Consider the following 17353-nt stretch of genomic DNA (forward strand, 5'->3'; position numbering starts at 1 on the left):
CTGTGATGACGCATTTTATTTTTCGTTCCCGCGCAGGCTGGAGCGCCGGTTTATGGCGCGCGTTAGCGGCGGTGGCCGTCATGGTTGCCCTGGGGGGCCTGGCGCGTGCGGAGCAATTCTCCGCCAATTTCAAAGGCACGGACATTCAGGAATTTATCAATACGGTCAGTAAAAACCTGAGCAAGACCATCATTATCGATCCGGCGGTGAAAGGTAAGGTTACGGTGCGCAGCTACGAACAGCTCGACGAGAAGCAATATTACCAGTTCTTTCTCAATGTGCTGGACGTCTACGGCTATACGGTCATCGGCATGCCCAACAATGTCCTGAAGGTGATCGCCGCCAAAGAGGGAAAAAGAGCCGCGCTGTCGCAAAGCGGCGGCGAGGCGATCGCTGAAGGGGATGAAGTGGTGATGCGCGTGGTGCCGCTGCGCAATATCGCGGCCAAAGACGTTTCGCCGATCTTGCGCCAGCTTAACGACAGCATCGGCGTGGGCAGCGTGGCGCATTACGAGCAGGGCAATGCGCTGTTGATCACCGGCCGAGCCGGGGTGGTCAACGGCCTGCTCGACCTTGTCAGGGAGATGGATCAGGACGACGGTAATCAGGTCGAGACCTTCGCGCTGAAGCATGCGGCGGCGCCGGAGATTGCGCGGATGGTGAACGAACTGTTTCGCGAAGAGGGTAAACGGCGTATGGCCGGGGCAGGCTCGCTGCGGCTGGTGGCGGATGAGCGCACCAACAGCGTGATGATCGCCGGGGACGATCGGGCCCGCGAACACGCCAAAGAACTGATTGAGCAGTTGGATAACAAGAGTGTCACCCAAGGCAATACCCAGGTCATTCCGCTCAAATACGCCAAGGCGCAGAGCCTGGTCGAGGTGCTGACCGGCGTGAGCGCGGGCCTGCAAAACGAGAAAGAGAGCGCCGCCGCCAACGTGGCGCTGTTGAAAAATGTGGTGATCAAGGCCGATGAGCAGACCAATGCGCTGATCATCACCGCCGCGCCGGACGTGATGCGCGATCTGGAGGCGGTGGTCGCCAAGCTGGATGTACGGCGCGCGCAGGTGCTGGTCGAAGCGGTGATCGTCGAAGTGCAGGATGGGCAGGGGCTGAACATCGGCGTGCAGTGGGCCAACAAATACGGCGGCGGCACGCAGTTCGCCGGCCAGGCGCCCGGCATCTCGGCGGGGTTCGAAAACGGCATGAGCGATGTGTTCGGCAAGGCCAACGGCCTGATGACCGGTTTCTACAGCGGCAACTGGGGCGTATTGCTGTCCGCCATCGCCAGCAACAACCAAAACAATATCCTGGCTACGCCGAGCATCGTTACGCTCGATAACGCCGAGGCGGAGTTCAGCGTCGGGCAGGATGTGCCGATCCTCACCGGTTCGCAAACCACCAACAGCGATAACGTCTTCAATACCGTGTCGCGCAAAACGGTGGGCATCAAGCTCAAGGTCAAACCGCAGATCAATCAGGGCCAGTCCGTGCTGATGCAGATCGAGCAGGAGGTCTCCAGCGTTGCCGACAGCGCCGGCGCCACGCCGGATTCGCTGGGGGCGACCTTCAATATCCGCACGGTCAACAACACGGTACTGGTGGACAGCGGTGAGACCGTGGTGGTGGGCGGGCTGCTGGACAAGTCCAACTCGGAGCTGGAGAGCAGCGTGCCGATCCTGGGCAAGATCCCGCTGGTGGGGGCGCTGTTTCGCTCGAACGCCACCAAAGCGAGCAAGCGTAATTTGATGCTGTTTATCCGCCCGACCATCATTCGCAGCACCGAGGGGTATGCCCGGCAGAGCCAGCGCAAGTTAGGCAAGTTCGACGCCGAGCAGCAGGACGATCGTGAGCTGAATAACGCACTGCGCAGCGAGATCGCCGGCGATAAGAAGGTGGTCGACAATCGGGCGTTCCTCGCCACCGTCGCGCGTATCGAGGCGTTTTATTCGCGCGGAGCGCGCCCGTGAAGCCCCGTTCTGCGGGGCCGCGGCTGCCTTTTGGCTGGGCGCGGCAGCATGGCGTGCTGGCCGTCGACGGGCAGAGCGGCATTCAACTGTATTGTCACCCCGAGACCCGCCACGCCGCGTTGATGGAGGCGTACCGCTGCCTGCCCGGTGAGCCGACGCTGGCCCGGCTGGACACGGAGGCCTTTGAACAACGGCTGGTGGCGCACTATCAGCGGGAAAGCGGCCAGGCACAGAAAATGATCGACGATCTGGGCGGCGAACTGGATTTCTACGCGTTGGCGGAAGAGTTGCCGCAGCAGCAGGACCTGTTGGACGAACAGGACGATGCGCCGATTATCCGCCTGATTAACGCCTTGCTGAGTGAGGCGATCAAAGAGCGCGCCTCCGATATTCACATCGAAACCTACGAGAGCGAGCTGGTGATTCGTTTTCGCATCGACGGCGCGCTGCGCCGCATTCTGGCGCCGCAGCGCAAGCTGGCGGCGCTGCTGGTGTCGCGCATCAAGGTCATGTCGAAGCTGGATATCGCCGAAAAGCGAGTGCCGCAGGATGGGCGCATGGCGCTGAAGGTTGGCGGGCGGGCGATCGACGTGCGGGTGTCGGTGATGCCGGCCAGCCACGGCGAGCGCGTGGTCATGCGCCTGTTGGATAAACAGGGCGTGCGGCTCGAACTGCCCAGCCTGGGCATGGCGGCGGCGCACCAACAGGCGTTGCTGCGCCTGATCCGCCAGCCGCACGGCATTATTCTGGTCACCGGCCCGACCGGTTCGGGCAAGAGCACCACGCTCTATACCTTGCTGAACCAGATCAATGACGAACAGCGCAACATCATGACGATCGAAGATCCCGTCGAGTATGAACTGGCCGGCATCGCGCAGACGCAGGTGAACCCCAAGGTGGACATGACCTTCGCGCGCGGGCTGCGCGCGCTGCTGCGTCAGGATCCCGATGTGGTGTTGATCGGCGAGATCCGCGACGGTGAAACGGCGCAGATCGCGGTGCAGGCCTCATTGACCGGGCATCTGGTGCTGTCGACCCTGCATACCAACACGGCGATCGGCGCCGTGACCCGGCTGCGGGACATGGGCGTTGAACCGTTTTTGCTTTCCAGCTCGCTGAGCGGCGTGTTGGCGCAGCGCCTGGTGCGCCGGCTTTGCCCGCACTGTCGCGAGCCTTATGCGCTGCCTGACGCGCAGCGGCGCCAACTGGGGCTGGCGTCGACGCGGGCGCTGACCTGTTGGCGCCCGATAGGATGCGAGGCCTGCGGCGGGCAGGGCTATCGCGGCCGAATCGGTTTGCATGAACTGTTGGTGCTGGATGAACCGATGCGCAGGGCAATCCACCGTAGCGACGGTGAGCTGGACATCGCCAGGCTGGCCGGGGAGCGCTATCAGCCGCTGCGCCAGGATGGGATCGCCAAAATGTGCGCCGGAGAGACCAGCCTGGAAGAAGTGTTGCGGGTGACGCGCGAAGGGGATGGCGATGAAGTTTGATTATCGCGCCTGCGATCGTGAGGGGCGCGCCCGGCGTGGCGTGTTGGAGGCGGATTCTCTGCGCCAGGCCCGCGATCGGTTGCGTGAGAAGGGGTGGCAGGTGCTGGCGGTGCAGGCGCGCAGGCGATCCGCTCTTGCCGGCCTGCTCGCCGGCCGTTGGGTGGGCGGCGTGAGCAGCGGCGATCTGGCGCTGCTCACCCGGCAACTGGCGACGCTGCTGTCTGCCGCGCTGCCGCTGGAAGAGGCGCTGATGGCGGTGGCGCGGCAAACGGAGAAAAAAGGCCTGCAGGCGGCGTTGACTCAGGTGAGGCAGCGCATTCTGGAGGGTTTCCCGCTGGCGCAGGCGCTGGGGCAGTATCCGCAGATTTTTGACCGTCTCTATTGCGCCATGGTGGCGGCCGGTGAGATTGCCGGCCATCTGGGGCCGGTGCTGGAACGGCTGGCTGACTATGTCGAACAGCGTCAGCACATGAAGAACAAGATCGTGCAGGCGTTGGTGTACCCGATGGTGCTGACGGCGGTGGCGATTGGCGTGGTGGCTATCTTGCTGACGGCAGTGGTGCCGAAGGTGATCGAACAGTTTGTGCATATGAAGCAGACCTTGCCGCTGTCGACTCGGATGCTGCTTGGCGCCAGCGACGGATTGCGCCAATGGGGGGCGGCGGTGTTGATGGCGGCGCTGGCGGGCCTTGGCGCTTTCCGTTATCGCCTGCGGGATCCGGCGCGGCGCGCACGCTGGCATGCGTTCATCCTGCGGCTGCCGGTGGTCGGCAAGCTGTCGCTGGCGGTGAATACCGCGCGCTACGCCAAAACGCTGAGCATTTTGAACGCCAGCGCCGTGCCGTTGCTGGAGGCGATGCGCATCAGCGCCGGCGTGTTGGGTAACGAGGCTGCCCGTGAGCGTCTGCTCGCGGCGATGGAGCGGGTGCGAGAGGGGAAGGATTGTCGCCGTCGCTTGAAGGCACCGCGCTGTTCTCGCCGATGATGCGACACATGATCATGTCCGGCGAGCGCAGCGGCGAACTGGACATGATGCTCGAACGGGCGGCGGCGATGCAGCAGGAGGCCTTCAGCCGGCAAATCACGCTGGCGCTGGGGCTGTTTGAGCCTTTATTGGTGATCGCGATGGCCGGTTCGGTGCTGTTTATCATTCTGGCCATCCTGCAGCCGATATTGCAGCTCAATAATATGGTCGGCTAATCATGCCGTTAATGGAGAGTAAAGTGAGTCATATCAGCAATATGCGCAGGTCCCGGCAGCGTGGGTTCACGCTGCTGGAAATCATGGTGGTGATCGTCATTCTGGGGCTGTTGGCCAGCCTGACCATCCCAAGCCTGATGGGTAACAAGGAGAAGGCCGATCGGCAAAAGGCCGCCAGCGATATCGTCGCGCTGGAGAACGCGCTGGATATGTACAAGCTGGATAACGGCCGTTATCCCAGCGCGGAGCAGGGGCTGGCGGCGCTGGTGACCCGGCCGACGCTGGCGCCGATCCCAAGGAATTATCCCGAAGACGGTTATATCCGCCGCTTGCCGCAAGACCCCTGGGGGCAAACGTATCGTCTGCGCAACCCGGGGCGCCATGGCAAGCTGGACGTGTTTTCTCTGGGGCCGGACGGCGTCGCCGATACCGATGATGACATCGGTAACTGGGTGGCCGACGCGCCATGAGGCGCATACGCGGTTTTACGCTGCTGGAGACCATGTTGGTATTGCTGCTGCTGGGGGTGACCAGCGGCCTGGTGATGCTGAGTTTTCCGGCGGATGAGAAGCCGTTGGCGCAGCAGGGGGAGCGATTGAGCCATTGGCTGAATGCTCTCGCCGAGCGGGCCGAGCGCGAAGGGGTGAGATATGGCGTGGCGTTCGATGACGGCGGTTGGCGCAGCGTCGCCGAAGCGGGGCGGGAGAGCCGGGAGCAGTACGCTCTGCCGGGCGGCGTCGCGCTGCGGCTGAGCGTTGAAGGACAAACCGTCGCGCTCGCCGCAGAGGCGGCGTTGCCGCAGGTGTGGCTGTATCCGGGGGGCGAAACCACGGCATTCAGCGTGGAGCTATCCCAGGGCAAGTGTCTGTGGCGATTGCAGGCGCCCGGTTACTTTGTATTTGAAACGACGGACATTCGTTGCGATGACGCGGAAAATGAGACGCCAGCAGGGCATGACGCTGCTGGAAGTGATGGTGGCCATGATGATCTTCGCCATCGGCTGTCTGGCGCTGATCAACAGCACCGGCGGCCAGGTGCGTAGCCTGAGCGCGATCGAAGCCAAGACCGTGGCGCTGTGGGTGGCGGACAACCAGCTGACGCTGCTGCAGCTCGAGCCCCGCCCACCGACGCTCGCCTGGCATTCGGGCACCACGGTAATGGCCGGTGAAACCTGGCACTGGCGCTATCGCGGGCGGGAGACCAGCGACGCCGGGATGCGGGCGATCGCGATTGAAGTCAGGCGCGACCCGCAGGATCGCAATGCGCTGGTGGAGATGCTCACCTACAGGGCGTTGTTGTGAAGCGCGCTTTGCAACGGGGTTTTACGCTGGTGGAAATGCTGTTGGCCATCGCCCTGTTCGCCATGCTGTCGCTCACCGCATTGACGGTCTTCAGAGGCGTGCTGAAAAACGACGAAATCACCCAGCGCAAATCGACGCAGTTGACCCAGCTGCAACGGGCGCTGGCGATCGTCGAGCGCGATTTGACGCAGGCGCAGGCGCGCGCGCCGACCGGCGATAAACGCTGGCCGGCGGCGCCGGAGTTTGCGGTGCTGCAGACGGCGGGAGAGGAAAGCGGCGATTTTCAGCTGTTGCTGATCCGAAACGGCTGGCCGAACCCCCAGGCCCGATTGCCGCGCGCCACGCAGGAGCGGGTGGCGTATCGCTACCGGCAGGGGCGGCTCGAACGCCTCAGTTACCCGAATTTGAGCAGCCCGCAGGCGGCGGCGCGCAGCGTGCTGCTGCTGTCTGAGGTGACGCGGTTCCAATTGCGTTTTTACCGGCAGGGCGAATGGTTGACGGCCTGGCGCGCCGGCGGGCTGCTGCCGCAGGCGGTGGAAATCGCCATCGACACCCCCGCGCTGGGGGAAGTCCGGCGCATCGTCACGTTGCCTGCCGCGAGGCCATTATGAATAAACAACGCGGTATGGCGCTGTTGATGGTGTTGCTGATGATGTCGCTGATGGCGATCGTGGCGGTCAATATCAACGATAACTGGCAGCGTTCGCTGGCGCGCACCCAGTCTCAGCAGGATCGGTTGCGGGCGAAATGGTTGCTGCTGGGCGGCGAGAGCTACGCCCGGCAGCGGCTGCAGCAGGCGGGAGAGCAGCGGAAGGCGTGGGGGGCATCAGGGGTGACCTTCAGCATGCGCACCGAAGAGGGGGAAGTGGCGATACGTCTGCGCCGCGTTGACGCCTGTTTCAACCTCAACGCCCTGATCCGCGCCGCCGGCCCGGCGGATGTCGGCGATAGCGAGGGGGGAACCCCCAATAAGGAGAGGCGAATATTCATGCTGCTATTGAACAATCAGGGGATCGCCGCTGCCCAGGCGGGCGCGATTGCCGATGCGATCGTCGCCAGAGCCTATGGCGAAGGGTATCTGATGGGGGATGTCAGCGAGCTGCGGGAGCTGGCCGGCATCGACCGCGAGCTTTATCTGCGTCTTGCGCCGCTGCTTTGTGCGGCGCCGGATGCCGAGCTGCGCCTCAATCCGGACGCCGTGAACGAAGCTCAGCTGCCGCTGCTGCGGGCGATGTTGATGAACGCGCTGAGCGATGAGCGGCTGCGGGGGCTGCTGGCGGCCCGCCCGCCGCAGGGCTGGCAGACGCTGGCGTTTTTGTCGCAGGAAAAAGCGCTGCAGGCGCTGGGCGAGGATGGCCTTGGCGAGCGACTTATTTTCGACGATAACCGCTGGATTGCGCAGCTGCAGCTTAGGCTGAACGACGGACGCTATCGGCTGGTCAGCGCGTTGCAGCCGGGCCCGTCAGGCGTCACGGTCAGCGGACGTCGGTTCGACAGAGGGGAAGGGTAAACGATGGCGAACACCATCCTGCTTATCGCGCTGGACGAGGATGCGATGGCCGATGTGCGCTGGGGCCGCGTCGGCGAGACGCGCTGCCGCTTTGCCGCCCGCCTCGATCTGGCCGAAGGCGGTAGTGAGTTGGCGGCCATGGCGCAGGGCAGCCGGGTCGTGGTGCTGGTGCCTGCCCGTCATGTGGTGCTGAGACAAACGACATTCCAGGGCAAGGCCCGGCAGGCGACGCCGCTGGCGCTGGCGTACTCCCATGAGAGCGGGTTGTTGACCGATGTCGAGCAGATGCATTGGGCGGTGCTGGGCAAGGTGCAGCGCGATTTCACTATCGCCGGCGTTGCGCTGGCGCAGATGCAAGGGTGGGTTGATAGCCTCAACGCCTGCGGCATTCGCGTCGATGCCCTGCTGCCCGACGTGCTGGCGTTGCCGTTGCCGAACCAATGCAGCGCACTGCGCTGGCGCGGACACTGGCTGCTCCGAACGGGGGGCATGCAGGGCATGCAGTTGCCCGATGCCTGGGGGGACAGCGTCCCGTGGCCGACGCCGGATTGGTGTCTGCACAGTGGCGGAGAGGTGCCGGCGGGCTGGGAAACGGCGCGTATCGATGAGGATCCGCTGTGGCGATTGGCGGAAGAGGCCTGGAACAGCACATCCACGCTGTTGCAGGGGTGTTTCAAACCGGGCGTGCGCTGGCCGCGCCGTCTGCCCGATAAGACCGCCTGCGCGATGCTGCTGCTCAGCGGTTCGCTGCTGGTGGGGGGCTTGCATCACCAATTGAAGGCCAGACAGAGCGAAAGCCAGATAACGGCGCTGACTCAGCGCCTGCTGCCGAGTGGCGAGACCGCGCCGGCGTTCGCCGAACGGGCGGCGCAAACGTGGGCACGGCGTATGCAAGACACCCTGAATGCGCCGCAGCTGTTCAGGCTGTTGCCCTACGCGGCCGAGGCGCTTGCTGTCTGGGAACCTCCGCAGTTGCAGGCGCTGGCTTTCGACGCTGCCGACGATCGTTTGGTGGTGACGGTAAACAGAAACGACGCGCCGCTGCCGGCGCCGGTCAACGACGGTGGCGTCATCATGACGTTCAGCGAGGGAAGCGCGCCTAACCAGGCGATCCTGACGGTGAGAGGTGAGCGATGAACATCGGTTGGCGCGATAAGGCGCTGCGGCGGGCAGTGCTGTTAAGCCTGTTGATGCTGATGGCCTGCGGCTACTGCCTGTATCAATTTTCACAGGCGCAAAAAAACGCACAACGGCTGGCGGCGCTGCGGGAGCAGGCGCGCGTCATCCAACAATTGCAGGCGCGTTTGCCGCAGAGCGCCGCCGCGCGCGAGCAACTGCCGGAGCGACTGCGACAGAGTGCGCTGGCATATCGCATCGCCATCGCCGAACTGACGGAAAGTGAAGCGGATGTGCGGGTCACGCTGCCGCCCGTGCCATTTGAACGCCTGTTGCCGTGGCTGGCCGCCCTGCAACGCGAGCACGGGATCCGCGTGCTCTCACTCGCCGCAGAACGTGCGGGGCAGGCGCCGGGCGTGGTGCAAATCAGCCAACTGCGGGTAACGGCGCAACCGGGATGTCACCCACGCGACGACAATAGAGGATCCAGAGAGCCATGCTATCCGCAATAAACGCAGTGGCCGATGAACACTGGCTGCTATTTAGCGCCGTGTTGAGCCTGTGCATCGGCAGTTTTATCAATGTGGTCGTTTATCGGCTGCCTGTCATGCTTGAGCGCGAAATGGAAATGGCGCAGGCCGAACGATTTAATCTCTTTTTGCCGCGTTCATTCTGCCCGTGTTGCACAATGAAAATATCGGCGCTCGATAATATTCCTTTATTAAGTTGGCTGCTGTTGCACGGTCGCTGTCGTTATTGTCGCAAGCCTATTTCCATCCGTTATCCACTGGTGGAGCTATTGCTGATGCTAATGGGAATAACGCTGGCCTGGCGCGTCGGCATCGGTGTGGATTGGTTTTTCATGTTGGCGTTTGCTGCATTGCTGCTGGCCTTGGCGGCGATCGACAGCGAGCGTCAGCTGTTGCCGGATTGCCTGACGCTGTCGCTGCTGTGGGCCGGGCTGTTGTGGCATTGCCTGGCGCACCCGGCATTTTTGCCGACGGCGGTCATCGGCGCGCTGGCGGGGTATTTGACGCTGTGGCTGCTGTATTGGGGATTTCGTCTCGCGACCGGCCGCGAGGGGCTGGGATACGGCGATTTTAAACTGCTGGCGGCGCTCGGCGCCTGGGGCGGCTATGCCGTTTTGCCGTCGATTCTGCTGTTTGCTGCCACCGGCAGCCTGCTGTGGCTACTGCTGCGGGTGTGGCGCGGCGGCGATGGGGCACAGCCCCTGCCTTTCGGCCCGGGGTTGGCGGTGGCGGGCGCCGGCGCGGTAGCCTGCCAGTGGCTTGCGCTACCGCTGGCGGGTTAACGGAGCTGGGCTAAAAACGGCGCCAGCGTTCGGTTGAGTCCGCTGCACTTCTCTTGCAACGGCGTGGCGTCGGCCTCCAGCTGCGCGGCGACGTTTTTGCCTGCATCAAGCAACTGGGTGCGATTAAGCGCCGGCGCCCAGCCTTTTCTCTCCGCCGCCTGCAACGCCGCCGCCGCGAGTGGGTCGTTGGCCGGGATATCGGCGCGGTTGCAGCGTTCTCTCAGAAACTGGCCGGCGCCGACCAGCGATGACAGCTGGTCGCGCTGGATGGCGGCGTCAGGGGCCGATTTGGCGGCGTGCTGACAGCCGGATAACAGCAGGCATGCCATGAACGCCGTGGCGATGTTTTTCAATGTCACGTTATTTTCCCTGTGGAATTAATTGGCGCGGTGTCGGTATTTTCTTGCGCCGCATGGCGGCGCTTTACGAGGTCAGGAATATTTTAACCCTTTATCATGCGGTTTAATATTCTGACGGCATTAGGTTTTATTATTTTAATGCATTCTAAGTGCCGGGCGTTCAGGGCTTCTACTTATTATTCCTCTCGCGGTATCGCCGCATCTCTTTGAGTTTCTTCTCACTCAGTTGGAATCCAATAAATTTAACTGGAGTCGTAATGAAATTATCCAAAATCGCCCTGATGATGACAGCGCTCACTGCCTCCTCGGCCGCCTGGTCGCACGGTTATATCGAAGTGCCCGAGAGCCGCGCCTACAAGTGCAAGCTGGGCAGCAACACCGACTGCGGCCGAGCGCAGTGGGAACCGCAGAGCGTCGAGCAGGTTTCCGGCTTCCCTGGCGGCGCGACGCCGCGCGACGGCCAGCTGGCCAGCGGCGGGGTGGGCGGGTTCGAGCCGCTGGATCGTCAGGGCGTCAACGTCTGGGCGTTGAACACCATGAAGCCGGGACCGCAGACGTTCACCTGGTACCACACCGCCAAGCACAAAACCAATAACTGGCGTTATTACATCACCAAACAAGACTGGGACGTGAATAAGCCGCTGTCGCGCGAGGCTTTCGAAAAAGAGCCGTTCTGTGAAGTCGATGGCCATGCTCAGGCGCCAAAAGATCGCGAAGTGCACCAGTGCGTGGTACCGGAGAGAACCGGCTATCAGGTGATTTATGGCGTGTGGGAAATCAATGACACGGTGAACAGCTTCTATCAGGTGGTTGACGTCAACTTCGAGGACGACGGCGTCGTGTCCGAATGGCGCAAGCAGCTGCAAGGCTCTCTCACCGGCAAAAACCTGCAGGTTGGCGACAAGGTGATCGCCCGCTTCTTCGATGCGGACGGTGAAGTGCTGACGATGAAAACCGAGCTGGCGATCGACAGTGAGGCGCTGACCGACAAAAACCGCTGGAGCCACGCGTTGGCCAGCAAGATCAACGCCGAACAGAAAGCGGTGCGTGCCGGGGTGAAAGACGGTAAAGGCAACGTCAATCCGGTGTTTGGCAATAATGCGGTCTTCGCCAAACAAGGCAGCACGATGAAGAGCGTGGTGATCTCCTATGAGGAAGAAACGCCGGCTATCACCGAAGAGATCCGCATCGGCAACCTGTCCAGCACCAAGATCAAGGACGGTAAAGCTCAGCTGACCTTCAATGCCGAGGTTAAAGGCAAATTGACCGTTGAAGCGCGCGTTTACGATCACGGCCAGACGGAAAAAGGCTACGTGAAAGAGACGCTGGAAGACGCCAGCCAGCCGCTGACCATCGCGCTGAACAACGTCAGCGAGGGCCACCACATGCTGAAAGTGATCGCCAGCAACGACAATGGGCAGAGCATTCAGCCGGATATCGAAAACTTCAATCTGGAAGCTGAATCCACCGGCGGTGGCGGCAATGGCGACTACAACTTCGTCTTCCCGAATGCGCTGAGTAAATACACCGCCGGCACCACGGTGCTGCAACCGAAAGACGGCAAGGTTTATCAGTGCAAACCTTTCCCTTACAGCGGTTACTGCATGCAGTGGAACAGCGGCGCGACTCAGTTTGAGCCGGGCGTGGGATCCAACTGGCAGGACGCCTGGGTCGTGAAAAAGTAAGTGCGAATCGGATAGTCAAGCGGCCAATGATGGCCGCTTTTAAAGGAGCTTTATGTCACACGAACCTGCCCGTTACGATCTTTTCAGTCGGTTACTGCATTGGGGCATTGCCGCCGTGATGCTCTACGTCATGATCGTGGGTTATTCACTGCATTTTATGACGGATGCGCGCATCTTCGCCTTTTTCTCCGTGACCAATATGTCGTTGGCCTTGGTGCTGACACCGCTGATGGCGGCGCGCTTTATCTGGCGTTTTTTCCGGCCTAAAGTGCCTTATGGCGATATGCTGCAAGGGCGCGAGAAGGGGTTGGTGCATTTGCTGCACGAAATATTCTACCTGCTGATTTTCGTGGTGTTGCTGAGCGGATTTCTCATGCTGGAGCACGGCTTTGCGGTTTTCGGCGCGATCGATTTTCCCCGTCCGATTGCGAATCTTGAGGTTAATCGTTTCTTTTTCGCCGTGCACCGTTATTCATGCATCGCGCTGTCGGCCATGATTGTGCTGCACATCGCGGCGGTGATTAAGCATCACTGTTTCGCCCGGCGGGCGATTTTGCGCCGCATGCTCTGAGCCTGGCGGTGATGGATCACGCCGCCCGGCGCGGCGGCGTGGCAGCGATGGCCTCAGGGATATTCGCCGCGATGTGCACCACACAGGCAATGTGAGGCGAGCGTCTTCACGCGTGAATAGCGTTAAGGCGTAATACCCCGGGCATTAACCGAGAATTGTTGCTATTTATTATTAACGGCAAAGATGAGTGTAATTAACATTTCGTTGTCAATAGGAAAATGACCTATTCAACTTGAACATTGAAGCCGATAAAAGCATCGGCTCAACGCGTTGGGGGCTGATTATCTGACATATTTCCAAACGGAGGTGGGGATTTTGTCATACAGCTTGTTCATGGTCAGCTCCGCCAAACGATGATCGGCGGCTGAGTAAAACAGCTCCAGTTCATCATCGGAAAGCTCGTACTTATTTTTTTCAATAACACGTTCGAGAGTATCAATCGTGGTGCATTTACGTAAACGCATCAGATAGTCGGTTTTAGTCATGGTGGCCTTTTAGTTTAATAACCGTAAAATAGCTCGGGAATAATTATCCCCTAAGTTTTCATTGTCGTACAGATGTCCTCTCCTGAGAACATTCTGAATAATCTCGCCTTGGTTTTTTGCCAGCGGCGCAGGTCGGAATCATTGATACCGTAGCTGCTGAACAGCGTATAGGTATCGTCGAGATATTCCTCGACTAACTCCGACAAATCGGATTCGTCCATGTATTTAATTTTATAACTCATCACAAACGAAGCGATATGTTCGATCAACTCATTAAGCTGAAGGTTGACGGAGGATGTCGGATCGTTGACCCACCCGTGGTGGCTGTCTCCCAGGGTGGCGATACCTTCATCATACAAATTTTCGCACAAGAATTTGAGTTGAGCAATGTCGTGTCGCTTAGGCGAATACTCATCCATATCATCCCCTCCGTAAGTCTTAATGGCGGTGTTGATAACACTATGTGAGTAAGCTGATTTACATCATGAACGGAGGCAGCTTAACGGTGGTTAAATAAACTTCCCGTAAAATGAATATAAATCATTTTTTCGCGTTTGGCCTGCAGTTATTACGTAAACTTACAATTCATCCGCGGTTGATGGGCGTGAGTTATCAATGATGTCGAAGATTAAACCCCGTTGCGCCACACGGAACCGGACGCTATCGCTGATCGTGTCTTCGCTGTTGATATCCAGGCAAGCATTAAAAATGCCCCACTTATAGCGATAACTCATTGAATAATCGCTGTCACCTTGTTGCACTATATCAAGTATTTCTAATGAATCTTCGGCATAGCGTGCGCTTTCAGAATAAAAACTGAGTCCGCTGGTCAGCGCCGGCACTAACTCCGCAATATTGTCATTAATCACTTTCTTTAATTTTTTAACAGAAAGTGCGTTGACGTCCAGGTTACAGGCAAGGGTAACAAGCATTAATCTCGGCCAACAACAATGTTATCTGCTCATCTTACTCCTTTTCCACTCGCGCCGGTAAATTTTTCGATTTACCGCTGTTTTTTTACCTTCCGCCAACATTTGCGTCGAACGGGAATATCCCTGAGTTTGATAAGGGGGAGAGGGGGGGACCTGCTGCGCGACGAGCTGTTACGTTCCGTTGCATTAATGAGTCCGGCAACGCTTGAGACATACCATTTATTGTGATGTTATATTGTAACTATAAATCTGCTGCTTTGGTTATTCCCTTGATTCCCACTTCGCAAAATGACGCCGCGTCGTCACTGAATTCGTTGTTCACCACCTCCGCGGCCGTGCGCTGTGCGGGCGCTATCGTTTTGTTGACTCTGCTGTGGCTCGGCATTTTTTGGGCGGTGTCTCTGCCATGATTTCATTACGTCAGCTGGCGATAGGCTATGGCGCCACGCCGCTTTTCCCGCCGCTGAGCGGGCAGTTTAGCGCCGGTTCGTTAACCGCGGTGGTGGGCGTCAACGGGGCAGGGAAATCGACGTTGCTGAAAACGCTCGCCGGTTTGTTGCCGCCTGTGGCGGGTCGCCTGGACTTTAGCGGTGAAAAGCCGCCGCGCAAGGCTTATTTACCGCAGCAGGCGGATCTGGATCGGCAATTCCCGATCGCGGTGAGCGATCTGGTGGCGATGGGATGTTGGCCGCAAAGCGGCATGTTCGGCGGTATGAACCAGCGTGTGGCGAGCCAGGTTAATGAGGCGCTGGCGAGCGTCGGCATGAGCGCGCTGGCGCACAGTCCGGTGGGTGAGCTCTCCGGCGGCCAGCTGCAGCGGGTGCTGTTTGCGCGCCTGCTGGTCCAACAGGCGCCGTTGATCCTGCTGGATGAACCCTTCACCGGCATCGACAGCGCCACTACGCAGATCCTGCTGCAGGTGATCGCGCAGCTGCACCAGCAGGGGAGAACGGTGATCGCCGTCCTGCATGACATGTCGATGGTCGCCGAGCATTTTCGGCAGGTGCTGTTGCTGACCCCGCAGGCGTGTCATTGGGGCGCGGCCGAGCGCGTGCTGGAACAGGTGCCGCGGTATCTCGCCGTCGAACGGCAGCCGGGCCTGCGGGTGGTGGCGCCATGATGCTGTTGCATGGGTTTATCGACCCTTTTCTCTCTTTCGGTTTTATGCGCCGCGCATTGATGGCGTGTCTGGCGCTGTCGCTCAGCGCCGCCCCGCTGGGGGTGTTTCTGTTGCTGCGCCGCATGAGCCTGGTGGGGGATGCGTTGTCCCACGCGGTGTTGCCCGGCGCGGCAATCGGTTATCTGATTTCCGGCATGTCGCTGGTGGCCATGGGCGTGGGCGGCTTTATCGCCGGGCTGGCGGTGGCGATGTTGTCCGGCATGGTGAGCCGCCGCACGCCGCTGAAAGAGGACGCCAGCTTCGCCGGATTCTATCTGGGGTCGCTGGCGCTCGGGGTCACGTTGGTCTCGCTGCGCGGTTCCAGCGTGGATCTGCTGCACGTGCTGTTCGGTTCGATTCTGGCGGTGGATGCGCAGGCGATGCTGATGGTCGGTGCGATCGCCACGGTGTCGCTGCTGGCGCTGGCGGCGCTGTACCGCGCGTTGGTGATCGAGTCCTTCGACGTCACTTTCCTGCGCGTTAACGCGCCGCGCCGGTTGGCGCTGATCCACGGCCTGTTTTTGGCGCTGGTGGTGGTCAATCTGGTGGCGGGGTTCCAGATCCTCGGCACCCTGATGTCGGTGGGGCTGATGATGCTGCCCGCCGCCAGCGCACGCTTCTGGGCGCGCAATCTGCCGCAGACGCTGGCGGTGGCGATGGGCATCGGCGCGCTGTCCAGCCTGACTGGGCTGGTGTGGTCCTACTACGCTTCGCTGCCTGCCGGTCCGGCGATCGTGCTCAGCGCCAGCGTCATCTTCTTTGTCTCGATCCTGTTTGGAACGCGTGGAGGCATTTACGCCTTTGCGCGCCGTTGAGAAGTGCCATTTGCAAGGAGAAAATATGAAACGTTTACCTATATCGCTGGCGGTCGCTGCTCTGCTGGCCAGCCCATTGGCGATGGCGAAGACCGTCGACGCCGTCGCCAGCTTTTCCATTCTGGGAGATATCGTTAAACAGGTGGGGGGCGATCACGTCAAGGTCAGCACGCTGGTGGGGCCGGATGGCGATCCGCACAGCTTCGAGCCTTCACCGCAGGACGGCAAGACATTGGCGCAGGCCGACGTGGTGTTCGTTAGCGGCCTGGGGCTGGAAGGGTGGATCGATCGCCTGGTCAGCGCTTCGGGTTATAAAGGACAGGTGATTACCGCGTCACAGGGCATCAACACCCGCCAAATGGAGGAGGACGGCAAACCGATTACCGATCCCCACGCCTGGAACAGCATGAAAAACGGCGTGCAGTACGCCACCAATGTGATGAACGCCCTGATCGCCGCCGATCCCGAGGATGCCAACTATTTTCGCCAGCGCGGCGCCGAATACATTCAGCAGTTGCAAAAGCTGGATCTGTGGGCCAAAACCCAGTTCGCCGCTGTGCCGCCGCAGAAACGTAAGGTGCTCACCAGCCATGATGCCTTTGGTTACTTTGGGCAAGAGTATGGCGTCACCTTCCTTGCGCCGGTCGGATTTTCCACCGAGGCCGAAGCCAGCGCCAGCGATGTGGCCGGCCTGATCAAGCAGATCAAACAGGAAAAAGTTAACGCTTACTTTATCGAAAACCAGACCGATCCGCGGCTGGTGAAACAGATTGCCGCCGCCACCGGCGCCAAGGCGGGCGGCGAGCTGTACCCTGAAGCGCTCTCGCGCGTGGGCGGCCCGGCGGCCACCTATGAGCAGGCGTTCAAGCACAATGTCGACGCGTTGCTGAGCAGCATGAAGTAATCTCCGCCCCCGCTTGCCGGCGGGGGCAGCTTGCAGGTACTTTCTCGCCATAAAAAAAGCCCCGTTGAGCAGCAACGGGGCTTTGCGACAGATGACACTTTGGAGTTAACGCTTTTTCTTACGTCCCTGTACCGCTTTGAATCGCGGATTGCTTTTACAGATCACATAGATGCGGCCACGACGACGCACGACTTTGCAATCCGGGTGGCGATTTTTCGCCGAACGCAATGAACTCAATACCTGCATGGGGGTTCCTTGTTACTTATTGCCGATAAAGCGGCCAAAGCGCTGCTGGAAGCGCGCCGTGCTGCCTTCTTTGGAATAGTCTTTCTGCTTGCCGGTGTAATACGGATGCGAAGCGGAAGAGACGTCGAGGGTGACATACGGCCAGCTTTCGCCGTCCAGCTCGATGGTGCGATCGGTTTTGATGGTCGATCCCACTTTGAAGTAGGCGTTGGCACTGACGTCGTGGAACACCACGGTGCGATAATCGGGATGGATGCCGGGTTTCATAATGGCTCTCTCATGTAATGTTATACTA

The 17353-nt window shown here is 60.3% G+C and carries 21 protein-coding genes and 2 pseudogenes; 17 read left to right on the plus strand and 6 right to left on the minus strand.

Annotation, left to right across the window (positions count from 1 at the left end; all coding sequences use genetic code 11):
* Positions 1-5 precede the first annotated feature (5 nt).
* From gspD to ACMGG9_RS03985, 12 genes and pseudogenes are all read left to right on the plus strand, one after another.
* The gene (gene gspD / locus ACMGG9_RS03930) at positions 6-1970 is read left to right on the plus strand and encodes a type II secretion system secretin GspD (protein ID WP_414161925.1); all 1965 of its coding nucleotides are present in this window, start codon (positions 6-8) and stop codon (positions 1968-1970) included.
* Complete coding sequence (gene gspE / locus ACMGG9_RS03935; protein ID WP_060659865.1) at positions 1967-3463, plus strand: type II secretion system ATPase GspE; 1497 nt, start codon at positions 1967-1969, stop codon at positions 3461-3463. The genes gspD and gspE overlap by 4 nt, the downstream gene beginning before the upstream one ends.
* A pseudogene (gene gspF, locus ACMGG9_RS03940) lies at positions 3453-4663 on the plus strand (type II secretion system inner membrane protein GspF). The gene gspE and the pseudogene gspF overlap by 11 nt, the downstream one beginning before the upstream one ends.
* Positions 4664-4704: 41 nt before the next feature.
* Complete coding sequence (gspG, locus tag ACMGG9_RS03945; RefSeq protein WP_414162261.1) at positions 4705-5133, plus strand: type II secretion system major pseudopilin GspG; 429 nt, start codon at positions 4705-4707, stop codon at positions 5131-5133.
* A complete protein-coding gene (locus ACMGG9_RS03950; protein WP_414161926.1) occupies positions 5130-5705 on the plus strand; it encodes a prepilin-type N-terminal cleavage/methylation domain-containing protein in 576 nt (191 codons plus the stop codon). The genes gspG and ACMGG9_RS03950 overlap by 4 nt, the downstream gene beginning before the upstream one ends.
* Positions 5599-5964 carry a type II secretion system minor pseudopilin GspI gene (gene gspI, locus ACMGG9_RS03955; RefSeq protein ID WP_072022489.1) on the plus strand — a complete coding sequence of 122 codons (366 nt, stop codon included), beginning with the start codon at positions 5599-5601 and terminating at the stop codon, positions 5962-5964. The genes ACMGG9_RS03950 and gspI overlap by 107 nt, the downstream gene beginning before the upstream one ends.
* The gene (gene gspJ / locus ACMGG9_RS03960; RefSeq protein ID WP_414161927.1) at positions 5961-6575 is read left to right on the plus strand and encodes a type II secretion system minor pseudopilin GspJ; all 615 of its coding nucleotides are present in this window, start codon (positions 5961-5963) and stop codon (positions 6573-6575) included. The genes gspI and gspJ overlap by 4 nt, the downstream gene beginning before the upstream one ends.
* Positions 6572-7474 carry a type II secretion system minor pseudopilin GspK gene (gene gspK / locus ACMGG9_RS03965; RefSeq protein ID WP_414161928.1) on the plus strand — a complete coding sequence of 301 codons (903 nt, stop codon included), beginning with the start codon at positions 6572-6574 and terminating at the stop codon, positions 7472-7474. The genes gspJ and gspK overlap by 4 nt, the downstream gene beginning before the upstream one ends.
* A 3-nt stretch (positions 7475-7477) precedes the next feature.
* Positions 7478-8611: a type II secretion system protein GspL gene (gene gspL, locus ACMGG9_RS03970; protein WP_414161929.1), complete on the plus strand. Its 1134-nt coding sequence runs from the start codon at positions 7478-7480 to the stop codon at positions 8609-8611.
* On the plus strand, positions 8608-9102 hold the full coding sequence (gene gspM, locus ACMGG9_RS03975) for a type II secretion system protein GspM (protein ID WP_046688369.1): 495 nt from the start codon (positions 8608-8610) through the stop codon (positions 9100-9102). Before gspL ends, gspM begins: the two co-directional genes overlap by 4 nt.
* A gap of 95 nt (positions 9103-9197) precedes the next feature.
* Positions 9198-9365 (plus strand): annotated as a pseudogene (locus ACMGG9_RS03980) (prepilin peptidase); the annotation flags it as partial.
* 30 nt (positions 9366-9395) lie between these two features.
* The gene (locus ACMGG9_RS03985; protein ID WP_245398312.1) at positions 9396-9902 is read left to right on the plus strand and encodes a prepilin peptidase; all 507 of its coding nucleotides are present in this window, start codon (positions 9396-9398) and stop codon (positions 9900-9902) included.
* On the opposite strand, the gene gspS is transcribed toward ACMGG9_RS03985, so the two are convergent.
* Positions 9899-10261: a type II secretion system pilot lipoprotein GspS gene (gspS, locus tag ACMGG9_RS03990; protein ID WP_033642100.1), complete on the minus strand. Its 363-nt coding sequence runs from the start codon at positions 10259-10261 to the stop codon at positions 9899-9901. The two genes, ACMGG9_RS03985 and gspS, sit on opposite strands and share 4 nt — an antisense overlap.
* 257 nt (positions 10262-10518) lie before the next feature.
* Here gspS and gbpA point away from each other — a divergent pair, with 257 nt between their 5' ends.
* A complete protein-coding gene (gene gbpA / locus ACMGG9_RS03995) occupies positions 10519-11946 on the plus strand; it encodes an N-acetylglucosamine-binding protein GbpA (RefSeq protein ID WP_108680244.1) in 1428 nt (475 codons plus the stop codon).
* A 52-nt stretch (positions 11947-11998) separates the two neighbouring features.
* Positions 11999-12517 (plus strand): cytochrome b, encoded by a 519-nt coding sequence (locus ACMGG9_RS04000; protein ID WP_047025752.1) that lies wholly within the window; start codon positions 11999-12001, stop codon positions 12515-12517.
* Positions 12518-12798: 281 nt separating this feature from the next.
* Here ACMGG9_RS04000 and ACMGG9_RS04005 read toward each other — a convergent pair whose 3' ends face one another.
* The 3 genes from ACMGG9_RS04005 to ACMGG9_RS04015 form a co-directional block, all read right to left on the minus strand.
* The gene (locus tag ACMGG9_RS04005) at positions 12799-13002 is read right to left on the minus strand and encodes an HHA domain-containing protein (RefSeq protein ID WP_004940313.1); all 204 of its coding nucleotides are present in this window, start codon (positions 13000-13002) and stop codon (positions 12799-12801) included.
* A 50-nt stretch (positions 13003-13052) separates the two neighbouring features.
* Positions 13053-13421, minus strand: coding sequence for an Hha toxicity modulator TomB (gene tomB / locus ACMGG9_RS04010; protein WP_004940312.1), 369 nt, complete (start codon positions 13419-13421; stop codon positions 13053-13055).
* A 159-nt stretch (positions 13422-13580) separates the two neighbouring features.
* Positions 13581-13934 carry a hypothetical protein gene (locus ACMGG9_RS04015; protein WP_047572432.1) on the minus strand — a complete coding sequence of 118 codons (354 nt, stop codon included), beginning with the start codon at positions 13932-13934 and terminating at the stop codon, positions 13581-13583.
* Between the two features lie 406 nt (positions 13935-14340).
* Here ACMGG9_RS04015 and ACMGG9_RS04020 point away from each other — a divergent pair, with 406 nt between their 5' ends.
* The 3 genes from ACMGG9_RS04020 to ACMGG9_RS04030 are packed head-to-tail and all read left to right on the plus strand — an operon-like array spanning position 14341 to position 16812.
* Positions 14341-15054, plus strand: coding sequence for a metal ABC transporter ATP-binding protein (locus ACMGG9_RS04020; RefSeq protein WP_414161930.1), 714 nt, complete (start codon positions 14341-14343; stop codon positions 15052-15054).
* Complete coding sequence (locus ACMGG9_RS04025) at positions 15051-15908, plus strand: metal ABC transporter permease (protein ID WP_414161931.1); 858 nt, start codon at positions 15051-15053, stop codon at positions 15906-15908. Before ACMGG9_RS04020 ends, ACMGG9_RS04025 begins: the two co-directional genes overlap by 4 nt.
* A gap of 25 nt (positions 15909-15933) precedes the next feature.
* Entirely contained in the window at positions 15934-16812 is an 879-nt protein-coding gene (locus ACMGG9_RS04030; protein ID WP_042783804.1) for a metal ABC transporter solute-binding protein, Zn/Mn family, read from the plus strand.
* A 105-nt stretch (positions 16813-16917) separates the two neighbouring features.
* Here the strand turns inward: ACMGG9_RS04030 and ykgO are convergent, their stop codons facing one another.
* Together ykgO and ACMGG9_RS04040 are read right to left on the minus strand one after the other, a co-directional pair.
* Positions 16918-17058, minus strand: a complete 141-nt coding sequence (gene ykgO, locus ACMGG9_RS04035) for a type B 50S ribosomal protein L36 (protein WP_004940304.1) — start codon at positions 17056-17058, stop codon at positions 16918-16920.
* A 12-nt stretch (positions 17059-17070) separates the two neighbouring features.
* Positions 17071-17325, minus strand: coding sequence for a type B 50S ribosomal protein L31 (locus ACMGG9_RS04040; RefSeq protein WP_004940303.1), 255 nt, complete (start codon positions 17323-17325; stop codon positions 17071-17073).
* Positions 17326-17353 lie beyond the last annotated feature (28 nt).

The organism is Serratia sp. BNK-10 (assembly GCF_047456065.1).
GTDB classification, from domain to species: Bacteria; Pseudomonadota; Gammaproteobacteria; order Enterobacterales; family Enterobacteriaceae; genus Serratia; species Serratia ureilytica.